Source organism: Streptomyces sp. NPDC102437 (assembly GCF_044765565.1).
Taxonomy (GTDB): domain Bacteria; phylum Actinomycetota; class Actinomycetes; order Streptomycetales; family Streptomycetaceae; genus Streptomyces.
In genome coordinates, this window is sequence record NZ_JBIWKI010000024.1 from 85,759 (window position 1) to 110,447 (window position 24,689).

At 72.0% G+C, this 24,689-nt stretch carries 19 protein-coding genes and 2 pseudogenes; 13 read left to right on the top strand and 8 right to left on the bottom strand.

The window, feature by feature from the left end:
- Positions 1-10: 10 nt before the first annotated feature.
- The gene (locus tag ACIRJP_RS27590; protein WP_404179470.1) at positions 11-1,105 is read right to left on the bottom strand and encodes a DUF5925 domain-containing protein; all 1,095 of its coding nucleotides are present in this window, start codon (positions 1,103-1,105) and stop codon (positions 11-13) included.
- Positions 1,106-1,332: 227 nt separating this feature from the next.
- On the opposite strand from ACIRJP_RS27590, the gene ACIRJP_RS27595 reads away from it, so the two are divergent.
- The 3 genes from ACIRJP_RS27595 (at position 1,333) to ACIRJP_RS27605 (ending at position 3,546) form a co-directional block, all read left to right on the top strand.
- On the top strand, positions 1,333-2,133 hold the full coding sequence (locus tag ACIRJP_RS27595; RefSeq protein WP_404179473.1) for an SGNH/GDSL hydrolase family protein: 801 nt from the start codon (positions 1,333-1,335) through the stop codon (positions 2,131-2,133).
- Between the two features lie 300 nt (positions 2,134-2,433).
- The gene (locus ACIRJP_RS27600; protein WP_404179476.1) at positions 2,434-2,697 is read left to right on the top strand and encodes a hypothetical protein; all 264 of its coding nucleotides are present in this window, start codon (positions 2,434-2,436) and stop codon (positions 2,695-2,697) included.
- 240 nt (positions 2,698-2,937) lie between these two features.
- Positions 2,938-3,546, top strand: coding sequence for a TetR/AcrR family transcriptional regulator (locus tag ACIRJP_RS27605; RefSeq protein WP_404179479.1), 609 nt, complete (start codon positions 2,938-2,940; stop codon positions 3,544-3,546).
- A 16-nt stretch (positions 3,547-3,562) separates the two neighbouring features.
- Here the strand turns inward: ACIRJP_RS27605 and ACIRJP_RS27610 are convergent, their stop codons facing one another.
- Positions 3,563-4,315, bottom strand: coding sequence for an ABC transporter permease (locus tag ACIRJP_RS27610; RefSeq protein WP_404179557.1), 753 nt, complete (start codon positions 4,313-4,315; stop codon positions 3,563-3,565).
- Positions 4,316-4,386: 71 nt separating this feature from the next.
- Positions 4,387-5,364, bottom strand: a complete 978-nt coding sequence (locus ACIRJP_RS27615; RefSeq protein WP_404179482.1) for an ATP-binding cassette domain-containing protein — start codon at positions 5,362-5,364, stop codon at positions 4,387-4,389.
- A 64-nt stretch (positions 5,365-5,428) separates the two neighbouring features.
- Here ACIRJP_RS27615 and ACIRJP_RS27620 point away from each other — a divergent pair, with 64 nt between their 5' ends.
- Positions 5,429-6,136 (top strand): TetR/AcrR family transcriptional regulator, encoded by a 708-nt coding sequence (locus ACIRJP_RS27620; protein ID WP_404179485.1) that lies wholly within the window; start codon positions 5,429-5,431, stop codon positions 6,134-6,136.
- Positions 6,137-6,158: 22 nt separating this feature from the next.
- Here the strand turns inward: ACIRJP_RS27620 and ACIRJP_RS27625 are convergent.
- The 3 genes and pseudogenes from ACIRJP_RS27625 to hmgA all read right to left on the bottom strand — a co-directional run bounded on the left by ACIRJP_RS27625 (position 6,159) and on the right by hmgA (position 9,634).
- Positions 6,159-7,390: pseudogene (locus tag ACIRJP_RS27625) on the bottom strand (type ISP restriction/modification enzyme).
- A 90-nt stretch (positions 7,391-7,480) separates the two neighbouring features.
- Positions 7,481-8,257 carry a GntR family transcriptional regulator gene (locus tag ACIRJP_RS27630; RefSeq protein ID WP_404179488.1) on the bottom strand — a complete coding sequence of 259 codons (777 nt, stop codon included), beginning with the start codon at positions 8,255-8,257 and terminating at the stop codon, positions 7,481-7,483.
- A 48-nt stretch (positions 8,258-8,305) separates the two neighbouring features.
- Positions 8,306-9,634, bottom strand: coding sequence for a homogentisate 1,2-dioxygenase (gene hmgA / locus ACIRJP_RS27635; RefSeq protein ID WP_404179491.1), 1,329 nt, complete (start codon positions 9,632-9,634; stop codon positions 8,306-8,308).
- 155 nt (positions 9,635-9,789) lie between these two features.
- Between hmgA and ACIRJP_RS27640 the strand changes: the two genes are divergently transcribed.
- The 9 genes and pseudogenes from ACIRJP_RS27640 (at position 9,790) to ACIRJP_RS27680 (ending at position 22,742) form a co-directional block, all read left to right on the top strand.
- Entirely contained in the window at positions 9,790-11,952 is a 2,163-nt protein-coding gene (locus ACIRJP_RS27640; RefSeq protein ID WP_404179494.1) for a right-handed parallel beta-helix repeat-containing protein, read from the top strand.
- A 107-nt stretch (positions 11,953-12,059) separates the two neighbouring features.
- The gene (locus ACIRJP_RS27645; protein WP_404179560.1) at positions 12,060-12,863 is read left to right on the top strand and encodes a cupredoxin domain-containing protein; all 804 of its coding nucleotides are present in this window, start codon (positions 12,060-12,062) and stop codon (positions 12,861-12,863) included.
- Positions 12,860-14,143 carry a hypothetical protein gene (locus ACIRJP_RS27650; RefSeq protein WP_404179497.1) on the top strand — a complete coding sequence of 428 codons (1,284 nt, stop codon included), beginning with the start codon at positions 12,860-12,862 and terminating at the stop codon, positions 14,141-14,143. The genes ACIRJP_RS27645 and ACIRJP_RS27650 overlap by 4 nt, the downstream gene beginning before the upstream one ends.
- A 143-nt stretch (positions 14,144-14,286) precedes the next feature.
- The gene (locus tag ACIRJP_RS27655) at positions 14,287-14,907 is read left to right on the top strand and encodes a TetR family transcriptional regulator (RefSeq protein WP_404179500.1); all 621 of its coding nucleotides are present in this window, start codon (positions 14,287-14,289) and stop codon (positions 14,905-14,907) included.
- A gap of 405 nt (positions 14,908-15,312) precedes the next feature.
- A complete protein-coding gene (locus ACIRJP_RS27660; protein WP_404179503.1) occupies positions 15,313-16,770 on the top strand; it encodes a CitMHS family transporter in 1,458 nt (485 codons plus the stop codon).
- Positions 16,767-18,097 (top strand): annotated as a pseudogene (locus ACIRJP_RS27665) (MFS transporter). Before ACIRJP_RS27660 ends, ACIRJP_RS27665 begins: the two are co-directional and overlap by 4 nt.
- Before the next feature lie 126 nt (positions 18,098-18,223).
- Positions 18,224-20,125 (top strand): ABC transporter ATP-binding protein, encoded by a 1,902-nt coding sequence (locus ACIRJP_RS27670; protein WP_404179506.1) that lies wholly within the window; start codon positions 18,224-18,226, stop codon positions 20,123-20,125.
- Between the two features lie 85 nt (positions 20,126-20,210).
- Positions 20,211-21,599 (top strand): aldehyde dehydrogenase family protein, encoded by a 1,389-nt coding sequence (locus tag ACIRJP_RS27675; RefSeq protein ID WP_404179509.1) that lies wholly within the window; start codon positions 20,211-20,213, stop codon positions 21,597-21,599.
- 60 nt (positions 21,600-21,659) lie between these two features.
- A complete protein-coding gene (locus ACIRJP_RS27680; protein WP_404179512.1) occupies positions 21,660-22,742 on the top strand; it encodes a Zn-dependent alcohol dehydrogenase in 1,083 nt (360 codons plus the stop codon).
- Between the two features lie 208 nt (positions 22,743-22,950).
- Here the strand turns inward: ACIRJP_RS27680 and ACIRJP_RS27685 are convergent, their stop codons facing one another.
- A complete protein-coding gene (locus ACIRJP_RS27685; RefSeq protein WP_404179515.1) occupies positions 22,951-23,928 on the bottom strand; it encodes a DMT family transporter in 978 nt (325 codons plus the stop codon).
- A 33-nt stretch (positions 23,929-23,961) separates the two neighbouring features.
- A complete protein-coding gene (locus ACIRJP_RS27690; RefSeq protein WP_404179518.1) occupies positions 23,962-24,684 on the bottom strand; it encodes an ArsR/SmtB family transcription factor in 723 nt (240 codons plus the stop codon).
- Between the last annotated feature and the right edge of the window lie 5 nt (positions 24,685-24,689).

Consider the following 24,689-nt stretch of genomic DNA (forward strand, 5'->3'; position numbering starts at 1 on the left):
GCCGGCGGGCTCAGAGGTACAGGCCCGCGTCAGCCCCGGAGTCCTGCTTCGGCACCGACGCGGGAGCGCTTCCGCGCCGCAGCGCGTACAGCTCGGCGAGTGTCGCGCCCTCGCGGCCGAGCCCTTCCTCCGTGCCCAGCCAGGACACCGCCTCCTTGCGTGTCAGCGCCCCCACCTCGATCCTGGCGAGGCATCGGCCGGGCCTGACCACGGCCGGATGGAGCCGCTCCAGGTCCTCGTTGGTGGTGACGCCCACCAGCACGTTGCGGCCCTGCCCGAGCAGCCCGTCGGTGAGGTTCAGCAGCCGGGACAGCGCCTGGCCCGCGGTGTGCTTGGCCTCGCCACGGATCAGCTCGTCGCAGTCCTCCAGCAGCAGCAGCCGCCACCGGCCCTTGGCCGTGCCCTCGTCCTCGCCGATCGCGATGTCCATCAGATAGCCGACGTCGTTGAAGAGCCGCTCCGGGTCGAGCACGCAGTCGACCTGGCACCAGTCCCGCCACGAGCGCGCGAGCGTGCGCAGCGCGGACGTCTTGCCGGTGCCGGGCGGGCCGTGCAGCAGGAGCAGCCGGCCCGCGATGTCGTCGGGCGTGACCTTCATCAGCCGGTCCATGGCATCGGCCACCGGTGCCGTGTAGTTGCCGCGGACCTCGTCCCAGGTGCCGGCCGCGATCCGCCGGGTGGTGCGGTACGGGCCGCGGCGCGGGGAGACGTACCAGAAGCCCATCGTCACGTTCTCGGGCTGGGGTTCCGGCTCGTCCACGGCGCCGTCCGTCGCCCGTTCGAGGATCTGCCGCGCCAGCTCCGGGCTGGTCGCGGTGACCGTGACGTCGGCGCCGCGGCTCCACCGCGAGACGAGCAGCGTCCAGCCGTCGCCCTCGGCGAGCGTGGCGCTGCGGTCGTCGTCATGGGCGGCACGCAGCACCTTGGCGGCCGGGGGCAGCAACGTGGCCCCGGCCTTGACGCGTTCCAGTGAGGAGCTGTGCGAGTACGGCTGCTCGCCCGTCGCGAAACGGCCGAGGAACAGGGCGTCGACCACGTCGGACGGGGAATCGCTGTCGTCGACGGTGAGCCGGATCGGCAGAGCGGACTCAGGGTTGGCGGACATGGCGCCCATGATCCGGCACGGGGGTACCCGGCGCACCCGGGTTTCACTGTCTTCCTCCCTTTTTCCGGCAGAGCACCGGGCATGACGGGCGGTCAAGGGCGCGCATAGAGAAGCTCAAGGCATGTGGGGAAAGTTGGCATGCACACTTCCGGTGGGGGTGCCGGTACTGCTACCACGGTCTCGGCAGACCGCGCGGAGATCCCACCGGTCGGTCCTAGGGAGGTTCCATGAAACTGTCCAGACTCGCGGCACTCTCGTCCTCGCTCCTGCTCGGTGCCGTACTCGCCCTTACCGGGGCGGCCACCGCCAACGCCGCCACGGCCGTCGACTACGTCGCCCTCGGCGACTCGTACTCCTCGGGTGTCGGATCCGGCAGTTACGACAGCGCCAGTGGCGACTGCAAGCGCAGCGCCAAGGCGTACCCCGCACTCTGGGCAGCCGCCAACTCGCCCGCCTCTTTCTCCTTCGCCGCCTGCTCGGGTGCTCGTACGGGTGATGTGAAGGCCAATCAGCTCGGCCCGCTGAACTCCTCGACCGACCTGGTCTCGATCTCCATAGGCGGCAACGACGCGGGCTTCGCCGATGTCATGACGACCTGTGTGCTCAATTCGGAGGCCACCTGCCTCAACCGGATAGCCACGGCCCGCAGCTATGTCGAGACCACCCTGCCCGGCAACCTCGACTCGGTGTACACGGCGATCCACACCAAGGCGCCGTCCGCCCGTGTCGTCGTCCTCGGCTACCCGCGCTTCTACAAGATCGGCGGCAGCTGCGCCGTCGGCCTGAGCGACAAGGTGCGCACCGCGATCAACAGCGCGGCCGACCTCCTCAACTCGACGACCGCCAAGCGCGCGGCCGACCACGGATTCGCCTTCGCCGATGTCGCGGGGAACTTCACCGGTCACGAGATCTGCTCCGGCAGTGCCTGGCTGCACAGTGTCAACTGGCTCAACATCGTTGAGTCCTACCACCCCACCGCCGCCGGACAGTCGGGCGGCTACCTGCCCGCCTTCAACTCGGGGGCCTGATACCACCAGTGCGTGTGCCGGGCCCGTTCGGTCGTCCGACGGGCAGGAGGCCTCTGTTCGCAGGGGCCTCCGTCCGGCTTGGCGCGGGGCGGTCCGCAGTCCATGGGCGGGGCCGTGGCCGGAGCGTCTTCGTCCGTTTCCGTTCTGTCCAACTCGCCCTGAAATCAGGCGGATTCATGAGCAGGGTGTCCACCTCCGTATGTGTGTGCGCAATCCTGCGACCGGGATACACGAGTGTCACCGCGGGGCGATAGGGTTAACCTGCCCGGGCCGGGTGCCCTCGTACGGGTGGGGAGTGACATGGAACAGATAGCGATGCGGAGCAGGCCGCGTGTGCCTGCCATCACATGCGGGAGCGGTGCGACGAGTTCGCGCCTCGATCGCCATCTCGCGGTGCTCGGCGGCCCTGCCGTGTCACAGCGCGAGGCTGCGGAGGCGACCATGCTGATGCGCGAGCTCACCTCGCGCGATGCCGCCCATCACCGTCGGAGCAAGAGTGCGCGGGTCTCCCTCTTCGCGCCGCTGCGAAGGCTGAGGCGTTCGCTCTTCGGCAGCCGCCGCTGACCCGACGGCCCGTCACGACCGCTCGACCGGTCCACCGCCCGGGCTCCCCGGCCAGGGTCCGTCGCCCGGCCCCCCGCTCGGGGCCGCGGTGGCCACACCGTCCCGGCGCTGCGCTGCTGTCCGCCCTCCTGTCATCCCCAGGGCCCACGGCAGCGCTTCGGTGTGTTCGCGGGGCATCGGAGGGTGACGGCCGGAGTTCCGAAAAATACTTCGGCGGCGAAGCACTTCTAGACTGTATATATGTCCGGAAAGCGAGCTGCGCGCCTGAGCCCCGACGAACGACGGGCCCAGCTGGTCGCCATCGGCCTGGCCATGCTCACCGACCGGTCACTGGACGAACTCTCCACGGACGACGTGGCGCGACGGGCCGGCATCTCGCGGGGGCTGCTCTTCCACTATTTCGACTCCAAGCGCGACTTCTACCGCGCCGTGGTGCAGCAGGAGTGCGACGACTTCGTCGCAGCCACGGAACCGGACCCCTCGCTGGGGCCCGTTCCCTGGCTGCGATCGTTCATCGCCGGTTTCGTGCGGTACGTACTGGAGCACCGCAGGGTATATCTCGCCCTGGTCCGCGGTGCCGCAGGCAGTCACCCCGCGGTGGAGGACATCGTCGACTCCACCAGGGGCACCCTCGCCCGGCGGGTGGCGGAGGGGCAGCGGCGGCTCGGGATGCCGGACTCGCCGAGGCTGGCCGTCGCCGCCCGCGCCTGGACGGCGTTCGCGGAGGAGGCCGTGACCAGCTGGCCGCGCGGTGGTCCCGATGCGCCGGCGGAGCTCGGGGCCTTCCTGGAGTCGAGCTTCATCAGTCTGCTCGGCGCCCTGGACCGGCCCTGTGCGCTGCCCCGGTGAACGGGGCGGGCGAGGGTCACTCGCCGCCGCGCGCGTAAAGCCGTACGGACAGCGGGACGAACACCACGAGGAGCACCACCGACCAGGCGAGCGTTCCGGCCACCGGGTGGGCGACCGGCCAGGCCGCGTCGGCGGCCGGGGACGCGTTGCCGAACAGGTCGCGGACGGCCGAGGCCATGGCGCTGATCGGGTTCCACTCCGCGACCGTCCGCAGCCAGCCCGGCAGATTGTCGGTCGGGATGTACGCGCTCGACAGCAGCGGCAGGATGAACGTGGCACTGCCCAGCTGACCGGCGATCTCCTCGTTGCGGATCAGCAGGCCCAGCCAGCAGCCCAGCCACGACGTGGCGAACCGCAGGAGCAGCAGCAGCCCGAAGGCGCCCAGGGCGGCGAGCGGCCCGCCCTCGATCCGCCAGCCGACCGCGAGCCCGACCAGGATCAGCGGGACCATGCCGACGGCCGTGGTCAGCAGGTCGGCGGCGGTCTGGCCGAACGGAACGGCGGGCCGGCTCATCGGCAGCGTACGGAACCGGTCCATCACTCCGCGGTGACAGTCCTGCGAGGACTGGAACATCCCGACCATGATGCCGTTGGCCGCCGTCGCCGCCATCAGGCCCGGCACCAGGAACGCGCGGTACTCCTGGCCGGGCATGGCCAGCGCGCTGCCGAACACGTACCCGAAGAACAGCAGCATGGTGATCGGCATGGCCTGGGTCAGGATCACCACGCCCGGCGCCGCCTTGATCCGCTGCAGATGGCGGCCCAGCATGGCCAGGCCGTCGGCCACTGGGCTGCTGGTGGTGGGCGCGGCGGGCCGCTCGTGGACCAGTGTCGTGCTGCTCATGCTGCCGTCTCCTTCAGGGGTGGGGAGGTGCGGCCGTCGCCGCGGTCGGTCAGGCGGAGGAAGACCTCGTCGAGCGTCGGCGGGCGCAGGCTCGCGTCGACCAGCGGTACGCCCGCGGCGTCGAGTTCGCGGACGATACGGGGGAGGGTGAGCGTGGCGTCGGTCGCGACGGCGCCCACGGTGCGGTGCTCGTGGTCGAGCACGGGTTCGGCGCCGGTGAGCTGGTCGAGCACACCGGCCGCCGGGACCAGTGCCGACTCATGGGCGACGACCACTTCGGCGTAACTGCCGATCCGGGACTTCAGCTCGGCGGGGGTGCCGCGGTGGGCGGCCCGGCCCCGGTCGATCAGCACGATGTCGTCGGCCAGCTGATCGGCCTCCTCCAGATACTGCGTGGTGAGCAGGACGGTGGTGCCCCGGCCGGCCAGCTCCCGCACCGCCGCCCAGATCTGGTTGCGGCTGTGCGGGTCGAGGCCGGTGGTCGGCTCGTCCAGGAAGAGCACCCGCGGGCGGGTCAGCAGGCTGGCGGCGAGGTCGAGGCGGCGGCGCATGCCGCCCGAGTAGGTGCGGGCCGGGCGGTCGGCCGCCTCGGTCAGCTCGAAGCGCTCCAGGAGCTCGTCGGCGCGGGTGCGTGCCGCCTCGCCGCGGAACCGTTGCAGCTTCGCGAAGAGCCGCAGGTTCTGCCGGCCGGACAGCTCGCCGTCGACCGAGGCGGCCTGCCCGGTGACCCCGATCGCCGCGCGCACCGCGCCCGCCTCGCGCACCACGTCGTGGCCCGCGACCAGGGCGCTGCCGCCGTCCGGCGCCGTCAGCGTGGTGAGCACCCGGACGGCGGTGGTCTTGCCCGCCCCGTTCGGCCCCAGCACCCCGCAGACGGTGCCCTCGGCGACAGCGAGATCGAGCCCGCGCAGCGCGTGGACATCGCCGTAGCGCTTTTCCAGACCTTCACTAAGTACAGCGTACGTAGTTGTCATGCGGCCCACCGTACCGCACTACGTACGGTGTACGTAACTACGATGGTGGGCGAGGTGATGACCGATGGTGGGGCGACCCGCTGTACCCGAAGTGATCTGGGCGCGCCCCGAGCGTGCGGGCCGGGGCCCCAAGCCCGCGTTCAGCCGTGCGGACATCGCGGCGGCCGCCGTCCGTATCGCCGATGCGGAGGGCCTCGACGCGGTGTCGATGCGCAAGGTCGCGGCGGAGCTCGGCTGCGGCACGATGTCGCTCTACAACTACGTGCCGCGCAAGGAGGACCTGTACGAGCTGATGCTCGACGCGGTCAGCGGGGGGTACGAGTTCCCCGAGCCGTCCGGCGACTGGCGCGCCGACCTCGTTGCGCTCGCCCACCAGGCCCGCGCGATGATGCACCGCCACACCTGGGTGCCCCGGCTGATGTCACCCGTGTACGGCTTCAGCCCGAACACCCTGCGGTACCTGGAGTACTCGCTCAGCTGTCTGGACGGGGTCGACGCGCGGTTCGGCGAGAAGATGGAACTCGTCGCCATGGTCAACGGCGTGGTCACCACCTATGTGGCCAACGAGATCGCCACGGCGGAACGCAGCCGGTCGCTGCCCTGGTCCGAGGAGCAGGAGCACGCCGTACGCACCGGCTATCTGATCAGCCAGATCGCGACCGGGAAGTATCCCCGGATGGCGGCCGGGTTCGCCGAGGACCCCGGGCCGATCGACCTGGAGGGGGTCTTCGACCGGGCGCTTCACCGGGTGCTGGACTCCTTCGACCGGTAGCGGCCGGGTCCGGGGCATCCCGTCACAGCAGTGCGAACTGCCCGTCCGGCCCTCCTCCTGATGACCGAGCACCGAGGCGGGCCGCCGGGCCGTGGCCGCAACGGGCAGGACGCCCGCCGCCCGGAGCTCGGCGGCCGTGATCGACGGGCCGTCGGCGAGGCCCTCCTGCCGTGGGCGGAGTCCGTCGAGCAGGGCGAGCAGGGTGATCAGCTCCAGCAGCTGGGAGGTCCACTCCTGGGGCCAGGCGTGCGGCCGGACCGCCTCCAGGCCGTCCAGGCCCTGCGCACCGGCCGCCGACCGCCGCTCGAACCAGAGCTCCAGCATCCGGACCCCGCCCACCCGGAACTCCCAGGCCCCGGGCGGCGGCACGGGCGAGATGCGGCCCGCCCCCACCGTGAGCGTCTCGCTGTCCGCCTCGTACGCCAGCCCGTCCGGTACGGGCGGAACGGCGGCCCGCACATAGGGCCGTCGCCCGCCCGGCAGTCGTGGCCGCTCCGCGCCGCGGGCCCCTCGCAGGTGCAGCCGCAGCAGTTCCTGGCCCAGCTCCACCCCGGCGGACCAGCGCGTGGTGTCGGCGGGCAGCGGCACCACGCATCCGGCGGGGGAGCGGCGGGCCGCCGCGAGCACCCAGGCCAGCACCGAACGGGCGGTCACCGAGTCCCCGTGGCGGGCGCGCAGCAGGTTCAGGAGCCCGGGGGCCAGATTGGGCTCGTGGCCCTCGGGACGCCGGAACAGCGGCCGGATCCGGCCGGGCCGGCCCGCGGCGGAGTGGCCGTCCGGCAGCAGCGCCGTCACCGACAGGGCGGGGCCGGTGTCCTGGGGCACGTACCCGTGCTCCACGGCGAAGAGCTGGTGCCCGTCGGCGACCCGCCACAACTCGGGGCGGGCGGCGTCGATCAGCCGGTGGTCGGGGAGCAGCCACTGCTCGTCGAACGGGCCGTGCGCGATCCGTACCGGCTCCGGGCACGGCCCTTCCTCGCGGGCGAACCGGCCGGTTCCGGTGGCCTGTCCGGGCAGCGCCGCCACCGGGGTACGCGGGGTACGGGAGCGGGTCGCCCGGAACAGCCGCTCGCGTTCGCCGGCCGGGGCCCGCACCAGCCGTTCCCAGCGCGCCCTGAGCGAGGCGGCGTCGGGGGCGATCACCCAGGGGCGGCCGGTGCGCAGCGGCCGCACGGACCAGGGCATCAGGTCGTCGAGGAGCGGGGCCTCCGTTTCCCGGGCATCACCGGAGCCGCCCGCCGCCCGTGCCGCCACCGTGTCGTCCTCCCCGTCGCCACGTCCGCCCGCCTTCCCGGGCATCGTAACCGCGCCTGTGCGGCAGGTCTCAGGGACCGCTCGGCCGGTTCAGTGCGCCTCCACAGTGACCGAGAAGGAGAACCGGTCGCCCCGGTAGCGGATCTGCGCCACGTCGACCACCTGGCCGCTCTCGTCGTACGTCACGCCCGTGTAGAACAGGATCGGGCTCAGCAGCGGGACCTGGAGGAGTTCGGCGGTGGCCGGGTCGGCCAGGCGTGCCTCGACTGTGTCGGTGATGCGCGCGATGCGGACGCCGATCCGGTCGCGCAGCACCTTGGTCATCGGCCATCGTTCGAGATCGGCGACGTCCAGACGGGCCGCGACCTCCGGACGCACCACGTTCTCCGCCCAGTTGGTGGGTTCGTCGCTGTCCCCGTCTCGGCGCAGCCGGCGGTAGCTGACCAGCTCGGCGCAGTCGGGGAAGTACTCGGCGAGCTCTCCCGGCACGGGGACCGGGCCGTGGCCGAGCACCGAGGTCCGCTCGCCCGACTGCTGGGCCACGATCGCGTCGATCGAGCCCAGCAGCCGGACCGGCGACACCCGGCGGGCACGCGGCTCGATGAAGGTGCCGCGCCGCCGGTGCCTGCTGATCAGCCCTTCCGTCTCCAGCTCCTTGAGCGCCTGGCGCATCGTCAGGACGCTGACGCCGTAGTGCGCGGCGAGCTGTTCCTCGGTCGGCAGCCGCGCCGAGGCGTCCTTGGCGCGGCCCAGTATCGAGGCGCGCAGGGACTGCGAGACCTGGTACCACAGCGGCAGCTTGCGGTTGAGCACCAGCGAGTCGGGGGCGAAGGCCGGCCCCGGGGGGATCTTGGGCGTCTGAGGCACCTGGGGCCTTTCGTTCGGACCGGGCCGGTCGGGGAGCGGTGGCGTCGTCTACGGCCTGAAGTTGCGGCTCAGACCCTGCCACACGTCGTCGTAGCCGTGCTGAAGGTGTCCGGCGGTCGCCGCCTGCTCGGTCGCAGTCACCGGCCAGCGGGTCTCGAACATGAATGCGAGGCCGTCGTCGATCTTCTGCGGCTTCAGCTCCGCCTCGCTGGCCCGGTCGAAGGTCTCCCGGTCCGGGCCGTGCGCCGACATCATGTTGTGGAGCGAGCCGCCGCCCGGGACGAAGCCTCCCTTGCCCGCAGTCTTCGCGTCGTACGCGCCTTCGATCAGGCCCATGTACTCGCTCATCACATTGCGGTGGAAGTACGGCGGCCGGAAGGTGTCCTCGCCGACCAGCCAGCGCGGAGCGAAGACGACGAAGTCGACCCCGGCCAGACCGGGGGTGTCGGACGGTGACGTCAGCACCGTGAAGATCGACGGATCGGGGTGGTCGTAGCTGATCGAGCCGATCACATTGAACCGGCGCAGGTCGTAGACGTACGGGGTGTGGTTGCCGTGCCAGGCGACCACATCGAGGGGCGAGTGGTCGTAGGTCGCCGACCAGAGGTTCCCGCAGAACTTGTTGATCACCTCCACCTGGCGGTCGTCGTCCTCGAACGAGGCGACCGGGGCGAGGAAGTCCCGGGCGTTCGCCAGGCCGTTGGCGCCGATCGGGCCGAGGTCGGGGAGGGCGAACGGCTGGCCGTAGTTCTCGCAGACATAGCCGCGGGCGGTGGCGTCGAGCAGCTCCACGCGGAAGCGGACGCCGCGCGGGATCAGTGCGACGTGCCCCGGTTCGACGCGCAGCAGGCCGAGTTCGGTACGGAGCAGCAGGCCGCCGCGCTCGGGGACGATCAGCAGCTCGCCGTCCGAGTCGCTGAACACCCGGTCCGTCATGGACGAATCGGCGTGGTAGAGATGCACGGCCATGCCGGTGCGCTGGGCCGCGTCGCCGTTGCCGCCCAGGGTCCACAGGCCCGTCAGGAAGTCCGTCCCGGCCGCGGGCTCGGGGAGCGGGTCCCAGCGCAGCCGGTTGGGGTCGGGCACGGATTCGGTGAACGGGGCGGTCCGGATCGCCCCGTTGTCGATGCGGACGAACGGGGGATGCGCGGCCGACGGGCGGATCCGGTAGAGCCAGGAACGCCGGTTGTGGGCGCGGGGTTCGGTGAAGGCCGAGCCGCTCAGCTGCTCCGCGTAGAGCCCGAGCGGCGCCCGCTGGGGGGAGTTGCGGCCGTGGGGCAGTGCCCCCGCCATCGCCTCCGAGCTGTGCTGATTGCCGAAACCGGCGGAATGCTCCAGCGCCTCCGCCGTCTTCCTCGCCTGCTCGATGCCGCTCATGTGCGCTCCCGGTGCCGAAGAAATCCTATGGGTAACCGTAGGAATCGAAGCGGGGTGAGTCAACGGCATTCGTGAGGCACCCGGGTTCCCGGGGGTCCAAATGCGTGATGCACAGGGGGGTTCCAAAAGTTGAACAATGCTCTACTCTCGCGCACATGTCGTGGACACGAAGACTTCTGGTGATCCTGGCGGTGCTCGCCGCCGCCCTCCTCGCGGCCCCGGCCGCCCAGGCGCACGAGGAACGTCCGGTCACCCTGCCCGACGGCACCGGAAGCGTCCCCGTGTACCGCACCGGCGAGCCCGATCTGCTGGTCTGCAAGACCGACCGGGCGGACTTCGAGCGCCGGGTGTCCGGCTTCCCGGACGCGCTGCGGGAGCGGAACCTGAAGCTCTTCGAACGGTGCCGCAAGTCCGGCTACCGCCATCTGCAGCAGGCCGTCGACGCGGTGGACCGGCCCGGCATGAACATCGCCGTCCTGCCCGGCCTGTACGAGGAGGAGCCCTCGCTGCCCAAGCCGACCGGGGAATGCGCCCGGCTGAAGGCGCGCAAGTCCCAGCTCGGCTACCAGATCCTGTCGTACGCCCAGCAGGCGCGGTGCCCGCACAACCAGAACCTGGTGGCCATCCTCGGCAAGAAGGGCCTCCAGATCGAGGGCACCGGCGCCGAGCGCACGGACGTGGTCATCGACGCCAAGTACCAGAAGCTCAACGCGATCCGCGCGGACGGCTCCGACGGCATCTACTTCCGTAACTTCACCGCCCAGCGCACCACCTTCAACTCTCTGTACGTCCTGGCCCAGGACGGCTTCGTCATCGACTCCGTCCTCACCCGATGGAACGACGAGTACGGCTTCCTGACCTTCGCCAGCGACCACGGGCTGTACAAGAACTGCGAGTCGTACGGCAACGGCGACTCCGGCATCTACCCGGGCAGCGCGTCGAACATCAACGACGGCTACGGCTACGACGTGCCGCGCTACTCCATCGAGATCACCGGCTGCCGCAGCCACCACAACATGGTCGGCTACTCCGGCACCGCGGGCGACTCCGTCTACGTCCACGACAACGAGTTCGACCACAACATGGGCGGCGCCTCGATGGACAGCGCCTTCCCCGGCCACCCCGGACTGCCGCAGAACCACGCCCGCTTCGAACGCAACCTGATCCACGACAACAACGCCGACTACTACCGCTACGTCGCCGACGGCACCTGCGCCGAACCGCCCGTGGACCGCGGCTACGAGGAGGGCGTCGTCTGCCCGCAGATCTCCATGCCGCCGGGCTCCGGCATCATCACCGCGGGCGGCAACTGGAACCGGTACGAGAACAACTGGATCTACGGGCAGCAGCGCGCCGCCTTCGTCCTGACCGCCGTCCCCGCCTACATCCGGGGCGAGGAGGCGCTGTCCAAGCAGGCCGACACCTCGCACCACAACCGGTACGCGGGCAACCACCTCGGCGTGGACAAGGCGGGCAACTCCCGGCACAACCGCACCGATGTGTGGTGGGACGGCCAGGGCGAGGGCAACTGCTGGCAGTCGGACGCCGGACCCTCCTCCCCGCGCGCCCTGCCCGCCTGCGGCTCCGAACGCGGCGCAGTGTCCGGACACGCCGACCGGCTCTTCGGCGAACCGGTCAAGCTCGCCCAACTGCTCGTCTGTGCCGACTACAACGTGCAGGCGCGGCGGCTGCCGGCCGGCTGTGACTGGTACGGGGCGCGGGGCATCGAGCGCATCGAGGTGCAGATCGCGCTGACCGTCGCGGTGGTGCTCGCGCTGGTCGGCGGGGTGCTGTGGTGGCGCAGACTGCGCGGCAGCCGGCTCGCCACGGTGGTCACGGGGCTCGGTGCGATCGGCCTCGGGCTCGATGTGGCCGGGTCGACGATGGGGCTGTCCGCCTCCTACGTGCCCGCGCTGGCGCTGCTGCTGACCGGGGTGTGGTGGACCGGGATCGGTCTCGTGCTCCGCAGGGAGCGGCCCTGGCTGGGCTGGACCACGGTGGTGCTGGGCGCGCTCACTCTGCTGGACGCCGTGGACAAGGCCGTGTTCATGATCCCGTGGATTCCGCTCAGCCCGGCCTGGGTCCGTGGGCTGCTCGGCGTGGTCTGGGTGCTGTGGGCCGTGGTCGCCGCCGCCCGCCACGGCGAACAGGGCACCCCTGACGCCCCGGGCTCCCCGGACGCGCCCGATGCCCCGAGCTCCACGGACGCGTCGGATGCACCGGGTCCGTCGGATGCGCCGGCCGAAGGTGCGGCCCCGAGTTCCGCGCAGGCCTCTGCCCCTGCTCCTGCGCCTGCCCCGGAAGGAGACGCGTCGTGAAGCGATCCCCCAGGCCCCTTCGGGCCACTCGGTCGGCCCCTGCCACCCAGCCGACCCCGGCCGCTCGGCCGCGCCGGGCCGCCCGGCCGGTCGCAGCCGCCGTCACCCTGCTCACCGCGGGCGCACTCGTCCTCGGGGTGAGCGCCTGTGGCGGGCGGGCCACCACCCATCACAAACCCGGCACCAGCCATGAGCAGGCCGGCGGCGGCGTCGGCAAGCTGCTCGCCGCCGACGACGGCTCCGGCAGCCGGCTTCGCCAGGTCGACGCCGAGGGCGCCCCGTCGGTGGCGGTCGCCGTACGGCCGGACTCCGAGGACGGGTGGAACGTCCACCTCTCCGTACGGAACTTCAAGTTCACCCCGGACAGCGTGGGCGGCGCCGCACTGCTCGGGCGCGGCCACGCCAGGCTGTTCCTCGACGGCCACCCCCTCGCCCGCCTGTACGGCTCCTGGTTCCACCTCCCCGCCTCCCTCGTCCGCGGCGCAGGAAAGGGCGGCACCGAACTCACCGCACGGCTCTACGCCGACGACCACACCGCCTGGGCCGTGAACTCCGCACCCGTCCAGGCCTCCACCCCACTCTCCCCGGTCACCCCCTCCAAAGCGGCCACCGACCCCGAAGGAGCCGGCTCCGCGACACCCCGGCCCGACACGACACTTGTCGAGATCGTCGTCTCCGACGGAAAGGTCAGCCCCGCCCCCGGCCGGACCGAGGTCAAGAAGGGCCGGACCGTCGAACTCCGGGTGCGCAGCGACCGCGCCGACCACCTCCACGTCCACGGCTACGACAAGGAGGCGGTCCTGCCCGCGGGCAGGACCGTCACCCTGACCTTCACCGCCGACCGCAGCGGGCTCTTCGAGGTCGAGACGCATGAGTCAGACCTGCTCCTGACCCAACTCGTCGTACGGTGAGCGTCCTCGCCCACGGCATCGGCGCCCAGCACGACCTTCCGCTGTCCCCCTTCTACGCCTTCGCGGGTGCCTTCGCCGCGCTCTTCGTCTCCTTCCTCGCGCTCGGCCTGCTCTGGTCCGCCTCCCGGTTCCGCGGCGACCGGGCGGGCCGGCCGCTCCCGTCCGCCGTCCAGCGCCTCGCCGACGCCCGCCCCACCCGTATCGCCCTGCGGTCACTCGGCCTCGCCGCCGCCCTGTACGTCACGCTCCAACTCCTCCTCGGCCCGGACGACCCGGACCGCAACCCGGGCCCCGGCGCCGTATACGTACTCGTCTGGGTCGGGCTGGTCCCGGCCTCGCTCCTCCTCGGTCCCGTCTGGCGGACGGTCAACCCGCTGCGCACCGTCCACCTCCTCGTCTGCCGTGCTCTGGGCCGTGACCCCGTCGCGGGCCGCCCCCTTCCCGTACGGCTCGGTCTGTGGCCCGCCGCCGCCGGGCTCCTCGCCTTCACCTGGCTCGAACTCGTCGCCCCCGATCCCGCGTCGGCCACCGCCCTCCTGCTCTTCCTCGCCCTCTACGCCGCCGTCCACCTCGTGGGCGCCGCCCGCCACGGCGCCGGATGGTTCGACCGGGGGGACGCCTTCGAGGTCTACTCGGGGCTGCTCGCCCGGCTCTCCCCGCTCGGCCGCCGCCCCGCCGACCGCCGCCTCGTGCTCCGCTCCCCCTTCAACGGGCTCGACGCCACCCCGCAGACCCCCGGGCTCGTCGCCACCGTCTGTGTCATGCTCGGCTCCACCGCCTACGACGGCTTCTCCGACGCCCCGTCCTGGATCAACACCGTCCAGACCTCACCCCTGGGCCGCACCACCACCGCCACCCTGGGGCTCCTGGGCGCCGTCGCCCTCGTCGCCACCCTCTATGCCCTCTGCGCCGGTGCCGTACGGCTGATCTCCGGTCAACTGCGCCACCCCCTCACCGCCTTCGCCCACTCGCTCGTCCCGATCGCCCTCGGCTATCTGATCGCCCACTACTTCACACTCTTCGTCACCGAAGGTCCATGCACGGTAATGGTGGCATTCGGCGCTGACAATCCGTCCCCGTCCGATCCGCCCCTGGGCCCCGGCGGCGTCGCCACGCTCCAGGTCGCCGCGATCGTCCTCGGTCACGTACTCGGAGTCATCGCTGCCCACGACCGTTCCGTACGCCTCTTCCCGTCAGGGCGCGCCGTCGCGGGACAACTCCCGCTGCTGCTCCTGATGATCACCTATACCATCGGTGGGCTGTCGCTGCTCATCGCGTGAGGACCACGCTGCCCGGCGCGGGAGGACCACGCTGCCCGGCGCACGAGGATCACGCCGCTCGTCGCGTGAGAACCAATGTCGCTCATCGCGTGGGACCACGCCGGCAACAGGCGGCCACCGCCGCAGAGGAGACCCACGGCATCATGGAGCCCGTGCCCCATACGAACACGAACCTCCGCCGCGCCCCCGTGCAGCAGCGCAGCGCCGAGCGCCTCGCCCGGATACTCGACGCCTGCGCCGAACTCCTCGACGAGACCGGCTACGAGCAGTTGTCCACCAGAGCCGTGGCCATCCGTGCCGGGGTTCCCATCGGCTCCGTGTACCGGTTCTTCTCCAACAAGCGAGCGCTGACCGACGCGCTGGCCCGGCGCAATCTGGACAGCTACGCCGAACGCGTCACCGCCCGCCTGGCCGTCATCCCGGCCGCGGACTGGCGCAGCGCCATCGATGCGGTGCTGGACGAATACCTGGCGATGAAGCGCTCCGTGGCCGGATTCGCCCTCGTCGACTTCGGTGCGGCGGACCCCGAGGAGGACCCCGCCGACGACGCCAACCAGCGGGTCGCGGGCCGGCTCGGCGAACTCCTCTCCGGGTACCTGGGCACCACCTCCGACGAGGACCTGTCGCGCACCGTCCTGGTCTGCGTCGAGGCCGCCGACGCACTCCTCCAACTCGCCTTCCGCGCCGATCCGTCGGGCGACCAGGCCATCGTCGCCGAGACCCGCACCATGCTGCGGGCCTACCTGGCGCGCGTACTGGAATGACGGGGACGGCGGCCTCCCCGCCATGCGTACCGGTCGGTATGCTCGCCGTGCTGCCCACGTACTCGCGCCACCGATGTCGCCGCCCCGGGGAGGCTGGAACGCCTGCTCGATCAGCCCGGGGCCGCCGCCCGCCCCGGCACCCCGCTCTCCGTCGCCGCCGTCCGCCCCGGTGCCAATGTCGATCAGCTGCTCGACGGCACCCGGCTCGACCCGCTCTCCGGCACCGCCGTGCTCAACGGGTTTCCGGTGACGATGACCCCCGCCAAACCATGACCCCCACGTTGACCTGGGGTTTTGCTCGTATTGCTCGCATGTCAACATCTTGTTAACGCTTTGAGTCGCGCCCTAACGTCATCCGCACCGCCGAGTCCGGTGGGAGTTCAAGGGTGAGCGATAGGTATCCACATGCTGACAATCCTCGGCTTCGCCATGATTGCGACCTTCCTGGTCCTGATCATGCTGAAGAAGATGTCGCCGATCGCGGCGCTGGTCCTGATCCCCGCGCTGTTCTGCGTCGCGGTCGGGCAGGGCGCGAAGCTCGGTGACTACGTCATCGAAGGCGTCGGCAATCTGGCCCCGACCGCCGCGATGCTGATGTTCGCCATCGTCTACTTCGGCGTGATGATCGACGTCGGCCTCTTCGACCCGATCGTGCGGGGCATCCTGCGCTTCTGCAAGGCCGACCCGATGCGGATCGTCGTGGGTACGGCGGTGCTCGCCGCCATCGTCTCCCTCGACGGTGACGGCTCCACCACCTTCATGATCACCGTCTCGGCGATGTATCCGCTCTACAAGCGCCTCAAGATGAGCCTGGTCGTGATGACCGGTGTCGCCGCCACGGCGAACGGCGTGATGAACACCCTTCCCTGGGGCGGCCCCACCGCCCGCGCCGCCACCGCCCTCAAGCTCGACGCGGGGGACATCTTCGTCCCGATGATCCCGGCGCTCGGCGTCGGACTGGCCGCCGTCCTGCTGCTCGCCGTCGTGCTCGGCCGGCGCGAGCGCAAGCGGCTCGGCATGCTCACCCTCGACGAGGCGCTGGCCACCGGGACGGCCATGGAGCCGGAGACCGTGCTGGTCGGGGCGGGCAGCGGCAACGACCGCCCCCGCAAGGACTCCGGCGGAGCCGGAACGGGCACGGGTACGGGCGGCGACGCGGCGCAGAACGCGGGACCGGACGCGGACGGGGACCTCGACACCGACACCCACGGGGACGAGGACTTCAAGGGGCTGGACCCGGACCGGGCCACCCTGCGCCCGAAGCTCTACTGGTTCAACGCGGGCCTCACCCTCGCCCTGCTCACCGCGATGATCATGGAACTGATGCCGATCCCGGTGCTCTTCCTGCTCGGCGCGGCCCTCGCCCTCACGGTCAACTTCCCCCACATGCCCGACCAGCGGGCCCGGATCGCCGCCCACGCCGACAACGTCCTCAACGTCTCCGGCATGGTCTTCGCGGCCGCCGTCTTCACCGGCGTCCTCTCCGGCACGGGCATGGTCGAGCACATGGCCGACTGGCTCGTCGGCGCGATCCCCGCCGGCATGGGCCCGCACATGGCGATCGTCACCGGCATCCTCAGCATCCCGCTGACGTACTTCATGTCCAACGACGGCTTCTACTTCGGTGTCGTCCCGGTGCTCGCCGAGGCGGGTGCCGCCCACGGTGTCTCCCCGCTGGAGATCGCCCGCGCCTCCCTGGTCGGTCAGCCCCTGCACATGTCGTCCCCGCTCGTCCCGGCCGTCTACGTGCTCGTCGGGATGGCGAAGGTCGAGTTCGGCGACCACACCAGGTTCACCGTCAAGTGGGCGGCGCTCACCTCGCTGGTGATCCTCTGCGCCGGCCTCCTGTTCGGCATCATCTGACCGTGCGCACCACCCAGGACCCCGGCAGGAGCTGGCTGCTGCGCCTCGTCATCGCCTTCGCCTTCGCGCAGGGGGCGGTGTCGATGGCGCGGCCCGCCGTCTCCTACCGGGCTCTTTCGCTCGGCGGATGGGGTCTCCCCTGCTCGAACGGAGTTGAGAGCTTGGGGAAGAGCGCGCCATCGGTGTGATCACCGGGGTGTACGCGCTCCTCCCGCTCTTCGCCGCCGTCCCGCTCGGGCGCCGCACCGACCACGGACGGTGCGCGCCCCTGCTGCCCTTCGGCGTCGTTCTGATCGCGGGCGGCTGCGCCCTGAGCGGCCGGGCGGACTCGCTGACCGCGATGGCGGCCTGGAGCGGGGTGATGGGCCTGGGCCATCTCTGCTTCGTCATCGGTGCCCAGTCGATCGTCGCCCGCCAGTCCACCCCGGCCGAACAGGACCGCAACTTCGGGCACTTCACCATAGGCGCCTCCCTGGGCCAGCTCATCGGCCCGATCGCCGCCGGGTACCTGATCTCCGAACGGGACGGGGCCATGGCCCGTACCAGCGCGCTCGCCCTGCTCGTCTCGGCGGCCGTCGCCGCCGTCTCCTTCGGCTCGCTCTGGCGCATCGAGCACCGGTCCGCGCCCGCGGCCCGCCGGGCGGAGCCGGCCGCGAAGGTCCCCGTCGGCCGCATCCTGCGGGCCCGCGGGGTCCCGGCCGGGATCTTCATCAGCCTCGCCGTGCTCTCCGCGACCGACATCCTCACCGCGTATCTGCCCGTCGTCGGCGAGCACCGGGGCATCGCCCCCGCCACCATCGGTCTGCTGCTCAGCCTGCGTGCCGCCGCCACCATCGCCTGCCGCCTGGTGATGACCCCGATGCTCCGGGTCCTGGGCCGTACGGCGCTGCTCACCACGACCTGCCTGCTGGCCGGGGTCCTCTGTGCGGGCATTGCCCTGCCTGTACCCGTGGCCGCGCTGGCCGTGATGCTCGCCGTGCTCGGCTTCTGCCTCGGAGTCGGGCAGCCGCTCTCGATGACCACCGTCGTCCAGGCCGCCCCGCCGGAGGCCCGGTCCACCGCGCTCGCCCTCCGGCTGACCGGAAACCGTCTGGGGCAGGTCGCGGCCCCCGCGTCCGCCGGTCTGATCGCCGGGGTGGCGGGCACCGCGGCACCGTTCGTCATGCTCGGCGCCCTCCTGGTCGCGGCGGCGGGACTGGGCGTACGAGGCGGGCGGCGGGCCCGGAAGGCCGGTGCCGCCCCGGCGCGGGACGGGGAGCCCGGTGCCGCCCCGGCCGTACCGGTACCGCGGCCCCGGCGGCGCCCCACCGACCGGAACCGCGCCTGACCTCCCCCCGCCTGCCCTCCGCCCGACGCCGGGCAGGCCCCCGCCTGCCCCCGCCGCCCCGGACGTCTCGCCGCGGGGGAACCCATTCGTTGACCTCAAGTCCACTGGAGGTCGTACGTTCCTCCCATGAGCATGGAAACCACGGCGTGGACACAGCTCCACAACGTCATGAACGCGCAAGCGGACCGACGCCCCTTCGACCGGAACACCCTGCGGCGCATCGCCGCGTTCGCCCGCCCGCACCGGCGCCGGGTCGCCCTCTTCCTGATCCTGAGCGTGGCGACGGCGCTGCTCGCGGTCGCCACCCCCGTCCTCGCCGGCCGCGTCGTCAACGCCATCGTGACCGGCAAGGAGTCGGGCACCGTCACCCGGCTGTCCCTCCTCATCGCCGTGATCGCCGTGGCGGAGGCCGCGCTCGGCCTGGTCAGCCGCTGGCTCTCGGCCAATCTCGGTGAGGGTCTGATCCTCGATCTGCGCACCGCCGTCTTCGACCATGTGCAGCGCATGCCGGTCGCGTTCTTCACCCGGACCCGCACCGGCGCGCTCGTCAGCCGCCTCAACAACGACGTCATCGGCGCCCAGCGGGCCTTCAGCAACACCCTGTCCGGTGTCGTCAGCAATGTCGTGACCCTGCTGCTCACGCTCGGCGTGATGCTCTCCATCTCCTGGCAGATCACCGTGCTCGCACTGGTGCTGCTGCCGGTCTTCGTCCTGCCGGCGCGCCGGATGGGCTCCCGGATGGCGAGACTCCAGCGGGAGGCCGCGGCCCACAACGCCGCGATGGGCACCCGGATGACCGAGCGCTTCTCCGCCCCCGGCGCCACCCTGATCAAGCTCTTCGGCCGCCCCGCCGACGAGTCCGCCGAATTCGCTGTCAGGGCGGGCCGGGTGCGTGACATCGGTGTACGCACGGCCATGGCCCAGTCCGCGTTCATCACCGCCCTCACCCTCGTCTCCGCGCTGGCCCTCGCCCTGGTCTACGGGCTCGGCGGGTTCTACGCGCTGCGCGGGCAGCTGGACGCGGGCGCGGTCGTGGCCCTGGCCCTCCTGCTGACCCGGCTGTACGCACCGCTCACCGCACTCGCAGGGGCGCGCGTCGAGGTGATGAGTGCGCTCGTCAGCTTCGAGCGGGTCTTCGAGGTCCTCGACCTCGAGCCGCTCATCGAGCAGAAGCCCGACGCCCGCGCGGTCCCTGACGGCCCGGTGTCCGTCGAGTTCGACCAGGTGCGGTTCGGCTACCCCTCCGCCGACAAGGTCTCGCTCGCCTCGCTGGAGGACGTCGCGAGCCTCGACACCCGCGGCGGCGACGAAGTGCTGCGCGGCATCTCCTTCCGCGCCGAACCCGGCCAGACCGTCGCACTCGTCGGCTCCTCCGGCGCCGGCAAGTCGACCATCGCCCAACTGCTGCCCCGCCTGTACGACACCGACGAGGGTTCGGTACGCATCGGCGGCGTCGACGTCCGCGACCTGACCTCCGACACCCTGCGCGACACCCTCGGTATGGTCACCCAGGACGGCCACCTCTTCCACGAGTCGGTCCGCGCCAACCTGCTGCTCGCCCGCCCCGGAGCCACCGAGGAGGACCTCTGGGACGCGCTGCGCCGCTCACGCCTGGACGGACTCGTCGCCTCGCTGCCCGACGGGCTCGACACCGTCGTCGGCGAACGCGGCTACCGGCTCTCCGGCGGCGAACGCCAGCGCCTCACCATCGCCCGGCTGCTGCTGGCCCGCCAGCGCGTCGTCATCCTCGACGAGGCCACCGCCCACCTCGACAACACCTCCGAGGCGGCCGTCCAGGAAGCACTGACCGAGGCGCTCGCCGGCCGCACCGCCGTCGTGATCGCCCACCGGCTCTCCACCGTACGGGCGGCCGACCTCATCCTGGTCGTGGAGAACGGGCGGATCGTGGAGCGGGGCACGCACGACGAACTCCTCGCGGCCGGCGGCCGGTACGAGGAGCTGTACCGCACCCAGTTCGAGAACCCCGGTGCTGAGCACGGGGAACTCGACCGGCAGCCCCAGGCGTGACGGGCGTCTCTGGCGCCTGAAAACTAACAGCGCTAGTTTGGGTTGCGGACGACCCCGTCCGCAATGGTGACCGGGAGGAACAGCGATGAAGGCCCACGACGGCATGTACATCGATGGGGCCTGGCGGCCCGCCGGGGGACGGGACACGATCCCGGTCGTGAATCCGGCGGACGAGCAGATCATCGCGCATGTCCCGGCCGGCACCGCCGAGGACGTCGACGCCGCGGTACGGGCCGCCCGTGCCGCGCTCCCCGCCTGGGCGGCCACCGCGCCCGCCGAGCGGGCCGCGCGGATCGCCGCCCTGCGCGACGTGCTCGTCGCCCGCAAGGACGAGATCGCCGCGACCGTGACCGCCGAGCTCGGCGCGCCGCTGCCCTTCTCGCAGGCGGTGCACGCGGGCGTGCCGGTCCTGGTGGCCGGCTCGTACGCCGAGCTCGCCGCCTCGTACGCCTTCGAGGAGAAGGTCGGCAACTCCACCGTGTACGCCGAGCCGGTCGGTGTCGTCGGCGCGATCACCCCGTGGAACTACCCGCTGCACCAGATCGTCGCCAAGGTCGCCCCCGCGCTCGCGGCGGGCTGCACGGTCGTCCTCAAGCCCGCGGAGGACACCCCGCTGACCGCCCAGCTCTTCGCCGAGGCGGTTCATGAAGCGGGCGTCCCCGCAGGAGTGTTCAACCTGGTCACCGGCCTCGGCCCGGTCGCCGGACAGGCGTTGGCCGAACACGACGGCGTCGACCTGGTCTCCTTCACCGGTTCCACCGCCGTCGGCAAGCAGATCGGCGCCACGGCGGGCGCGGCCGTCAAGCGCGTCGCCCTCGAACTCGGCGGCAAGTCCGCCAACGTCATCCTGCCGAGCGCCGACCTCGCCAGGGCCGTCGCCGTGGGCGTCGCCAACGTCATGGGCAACTCCGGCCAGACATGCAGTGCCTGGACCCGGATGCTGGTGCACACCTCCCAGTACGACGAGGCGGTCGCGCTCGCCGCGGAGGCCGCCGCCAAGTACGGCGACCGCATCGGCCCCCTCGTGAACGCCAAGCAGCACGCACGGGTGCGCGGCTACATCGAGAAGGGGGTGGCGGAGGGTGCCCGCCTCGTCGCGGGCGGGCCCGAAGTCCCGCGCGAACAGGGCTACTTCGTCAGCCCGACCGTGTTCGCCGACGTCACCCCGGAGATGACCATCGCCCAGGAGGAGATCTTCGGCCCCGTCGTCTCGCTCATCCGCTACGAGGACGAGGACGACGCCCTGCGCATCGCCAACGGCACCGTGTACGGCCTCGCGGGCGCGGTCTGGGCGGGCGACGAGGCCGAGGCGGTGGCGTTCGCCCGCCGGATGGACACCGGGCAGGTGGACATCAACGGCGGCCGGTTCAACCCGCTCGCCCCGTTCGGCGGCTACAAGCAGTCCGGCGTCGGCCGCGAACTCGGCTCCCACGGGCTCACTGAGTACCTCCAGACCAAGTCCCTCCAGTTCTGACCGATCCGGTCGCCCCGCCCCGCCCCGTTCCTCCGTCGTCCACCGTCAAGGAGCCTGTCCGTGGTCCGCGCCGCCGTACTGCCCGCCGTCTCAGCTCCCCTGGAGATCACCGGCATCGAACTCCCGGAGCCCGGCCCCGGTCAGGTGAGGGTCGCCCTCGCCGCAGCCGGGGTCTGCCACTCCGACCTCTCGCTGTCCAACGGCACCATGCGGGTGCCCGTCCCCGCCGTCCTCGGCCACGAGGGCGCGGGCACCGTCGTCGCGGTCGGCGAAGGCGTCGGCCACGTGGCACCCGGCGACGGCGTCGTCCTCAACTGGGCACCTTCCTGCGGAAGCTGTCACGCCTGTGCGCTGGGCGAGGTCTGGCTCTGCGCGAACGCCCTGAACGGTGCGGGCGCCGTGCACGCCAGGCGAGCGGACGACGGCAGCGAACTGCACCCCGGTCTCAACGTCGCCGCGTTCGCCGAGGAGACGGTCGTTCCCGCCGGCTGCGTCCTGCCCCTGCCGGACGGCATCCCGCTCACCGACGCGGCCCTGCTGGGCTGCGCGGTCCTCACCGGATACGGCGCCGTGCACCACTCGGCGAAGCTGCGCGAGGGCGAGACGGTCGCGGTGTTCGGCGCCGGGGGTGTGGGGCTGGCCGCGCTCCAGGCCGCCCGCATCGCCGGCGCCTCGCGCATCGTCGCGGTCGACATCTCCCCGCGGAAGGAGGAGCTGGCCCGCCGGGCCGGCGCCACCGACTACGTGGTGGCCTCGGAGAACACCGCGCGTGAGATCCGGGCCCTCACCGGCAAGCAGGGGGTGGACGCCGCCATCGAGTGCGTGGGCCGCGCCGCCACCATCCGTACCGCCTGGGAGTCGACCCGGCGCGGCGGCCGGACCACGGTCGTCGGCATCGGCGGCAAGGACCAGCAGGTCACCTTCAACGCCCTGGAGCTCTTCCACTGGGGCCGCACCCTCTCCGGCTGCGTCTACGGCAACTCCGACCCCGCACGGGACCTTCCCGTCCTCGCCGCCCACGTCCGGGAGGGCCGCCTCGACCTGAGCGCCCTGGTGACCGAGCGCATCACCCTCGACGGCATCCCGGCGGCGTTCGACAACATGATCGCGGGCAAGGGCGGCCGGGCCCTGGTGGTCTTCTGATAGTAGTTCTCCCGCCAGGCGTCCCGGGCCCGGCCCTCGGGCGTCACCAGGACCGGATCGTCGTCGCCGCTGTCGGCCACCCGGAAGCCTTCGAGCCCGGAGCCGCCGTACCGGGCCGCCTCGGTGAGTGCGGCCGGCATGGCTTCCCGGTCCCCGCTCTGCCGCTTCTTCGCGCCCTGCTTCTTCGCGTTCCGCTGACTCCGTCCGCTCAGCGCCGGTCGGCTTCCCGGTGTTCCGCGTCATGTCGGCGTCCCTCCACCGGCGGTGCGGGATCTTTTCGCGTCAGGCCGGTCTGCGGACGCATACGGGAGACCGCCACCCCGGCCAGGCAGAGCAGCCCGCCGCCGACGGTGAGCGGCGCGGGCACCTCGTCCAGTACCAGCCACGACATCAGCACCACCAGCGCCGGCACCGCGTACGTCGTGGCGCCCATCCGTCCCGCCGTGGTCCGGGCGAGCGCGTAGGCCCAGGTGGTGAAGGCCAGCGCGGTCGGGAAGAGACCCAGATAGACCATGTTCAGGGTGGCGGACAGCGGTGCGTCGGTGGCGTCGGAGATCAGCGCACCGGAGAACGGCAGGCAGGCGACGGTGCCGACCAGGCAGCCGAAGGCGGTGATCTGCAGCGCGGAGCCGTGCCGCAGCGCGGGCTTCTGGCGCACCACCCCGGTCGCGTACGCCACGGCGGCCAGCAGACACAGTGCCACGCCGAGCACCGACGCACCGCCGTCCCCCGACATCGAGAGCCCCACCACCGCGGCGCCCGCGAACGACACGGCCATGCCCGCCAGCAGCCTGCCGGGCAGCCCCTCGCCCAGCATCCGGGCACCGAGCAGTGCGATCAGCAGCGGGCCGATGTTCACCACCATCGCGGCCGTGCCCGCGTCGACCTGCTGCTCGCCCCAGTTGAGCACCACCATGTACAGCCCGAACCAGAGCAGCCCGGACCAGATGATCCCCGGCCAGGCGGCCCGCGAAGGCAGCCCCTCGCGCCGCACCACCAGGAGCACGCCGAGCGCCAGCGAGCCGGCCAGCAGCCGGCCGAGGGCCAGCGCACCGGGCGAGTAGGCCTCGCCGGCGCTGCGGATGGAGACGAAGGCGGAGGCCCAGAGCAGCACGGTGGTGCAGGCCGCGGCGGTGGCCCGCCAATCGCGGTGCGGGGCGGCGGAGGGGGCCGGGGGTGTTGTCATGGCTCTGACGGTAAGGCCGCGACCGTTCGGCCCCTACCGAATTGTTTCCGGCTCGACGCCGAGGTGTTCGTACAGCGCCTGTTCCCCGGCCGGAGTGGCCTTCACCGCACGCCCGGAACCGATCCGTACGCACCACCCGGCATCCAGCGCATGGCGGCACAGCGCGGCGCCCGCCACGCCGGCCAGATGCGGCCTGCGCTCCGTCCAGTCCAGACAGCTCCGTACGAGGGGACGCCGCGAACCCGTCTCCAGGCCGATGCCCAGCTCGTCGAACCAGAGCAGGCCCTCGCCGGTGAGCGCGAAGCCGGTGTCCTGGGCCAGCAGTCCCCGTACGGTCATGGCGTCGGCGATCGCGATGCCGATCCGGCCCGCGAGGTGGTCGTAGCAGGTGCGGCCGCGGGCCATCGCGCTGTCCGCGCCGGCCGCACCCAGGGTGCGCGGCCGCGCGGGCGCGGAGCCTGGGACGACATGGGCTGCCAGGTCCTCGACGAGGTGCGCGATCCGTTCGTCGGCCAGCCGCAGGTAGCGGTGGCGGCCCTGCCGCTCTTCGGCCAGCAGCCCGCCCGCGACGAGCTTGCCGAGGTGTTCGCTGGCGGTCGACGGTGCCACGGACGCGTACCGGGCCAGCTCGCCGGCGGTCCAGGCGCGGCCGTCGAGCAGGGCCAGGCAGAAAGCCGCGCGGGTCTCGTCGGCGAGGAGTGCGGCCAGGGCGGCGAGCCGGGGCGCTGCCGGATCGGGGTGTGCCATGCGTGCCATGGGAA

Coding starts and splice junctions, on each gene's coding strand:
- ACIRJP_RS27640 (WP_404179494.1), top strand. CDS start 9,790: ATGTCGTGGACACGAAGACTTCTGGTGATCCTGGCGGTGCTCGCCGCC.
- ACIRJP_RS27610 (WP_404179557.1), bottom strand. CDS start 4,315: ATGCTGGGCCGCCATCTGCAGCGGATCAAGGCGGCGCCGGGCGTGGTG.
- ACIRJP_RS27605 (WP_404179479.1), top strand. CDS start 2,938: ATGTCCGGAAAGCGAGCTGCGCGCCTGAGCCCCGACGAACGACGGGCC.
- ACIRJP_RS27615 (WP_404179482.1), bottom strand. CDS start 5,364: ATGACAACTACGTACGCTGTACTTAGTGAAGGTCTGGAAAAGCGCTAC.
- ACIRJP_RS27675 (WP_404179509.1), top strand. CDS start 20,211: ATGAAGGCCCACGACGGCATGTACATCGATGGGGCCTGGCGGCCCGCC.
- ACIRJP_RS27690 (WP_404179518.1), bottom strand. CDS start 24,684: ATGGCACGCATGGCACACCCCGATCCGGCAGCGCCCCGGCTCGCCGCC.
- ACIRJP_RS27660 (WP_404179503.1), top strand. CDS start 15,313: ATGCTGACAATCCTCGGCTTCGCCATGATTGCGACCTTCCTGGTCCTG.
- ACIRJP_RS27685 (WP_404179515.1), bottom strand. CDS start 23,928: ATGACAACACCCCCGGCCCCCTCCGCCGCCCCGCACCGCGATTGGCGG.
- ACIRJP_RS27620 (WP_404179485.1), top strand. CDS start 5,429: ATGGTGGGGCGACCCGCTGTACCCGAAGTGATCTGGGCGCGCCCCGAG.
- hmgA (WP_404179491.1), bottom strand. CDS start 9,634: ATGAGCGGCATCGAGCAGGCGAGGAAGACGGCGGAGGCGCTGGAGCAT.
- ACIRJP_RS27600 (WP_404179476.1), top strand. CDS start 2,434: ATGGAACAGATAGCGATGCGGAGCAGGCCGCGTGTGCCTGCCATCACA.
- ACIRJP_RS27595 (WP_404179473.1), top strand. CDS start 1,333: ATGAAACTGTCCAGACTCGCGGCACTCTCGTCCTCGCTCCTGCTCGGT.
- ACIRJP_RS27670 (WP_404179506.1), top strand. CDS start 18,224: ATGAGCATGGAAACCACGGCGTGGACACAGCTCCACAACGTCATGAAC.
- ACIRJP_RS27655 (WP_404179500.1), top strand. CDS start 14,287: ATGGAGCCCGTGCCCCATACGAACACGAACCTCCGCCGCGCCCCCGTG.
- ACIRJP_RS27590 (WP_404179470.1), bottom strand. CDS start 1,105: ATGTCCGCCAACCCTGAGTCCGCTCTGCCGATCCGGCTCACCGTCGAC.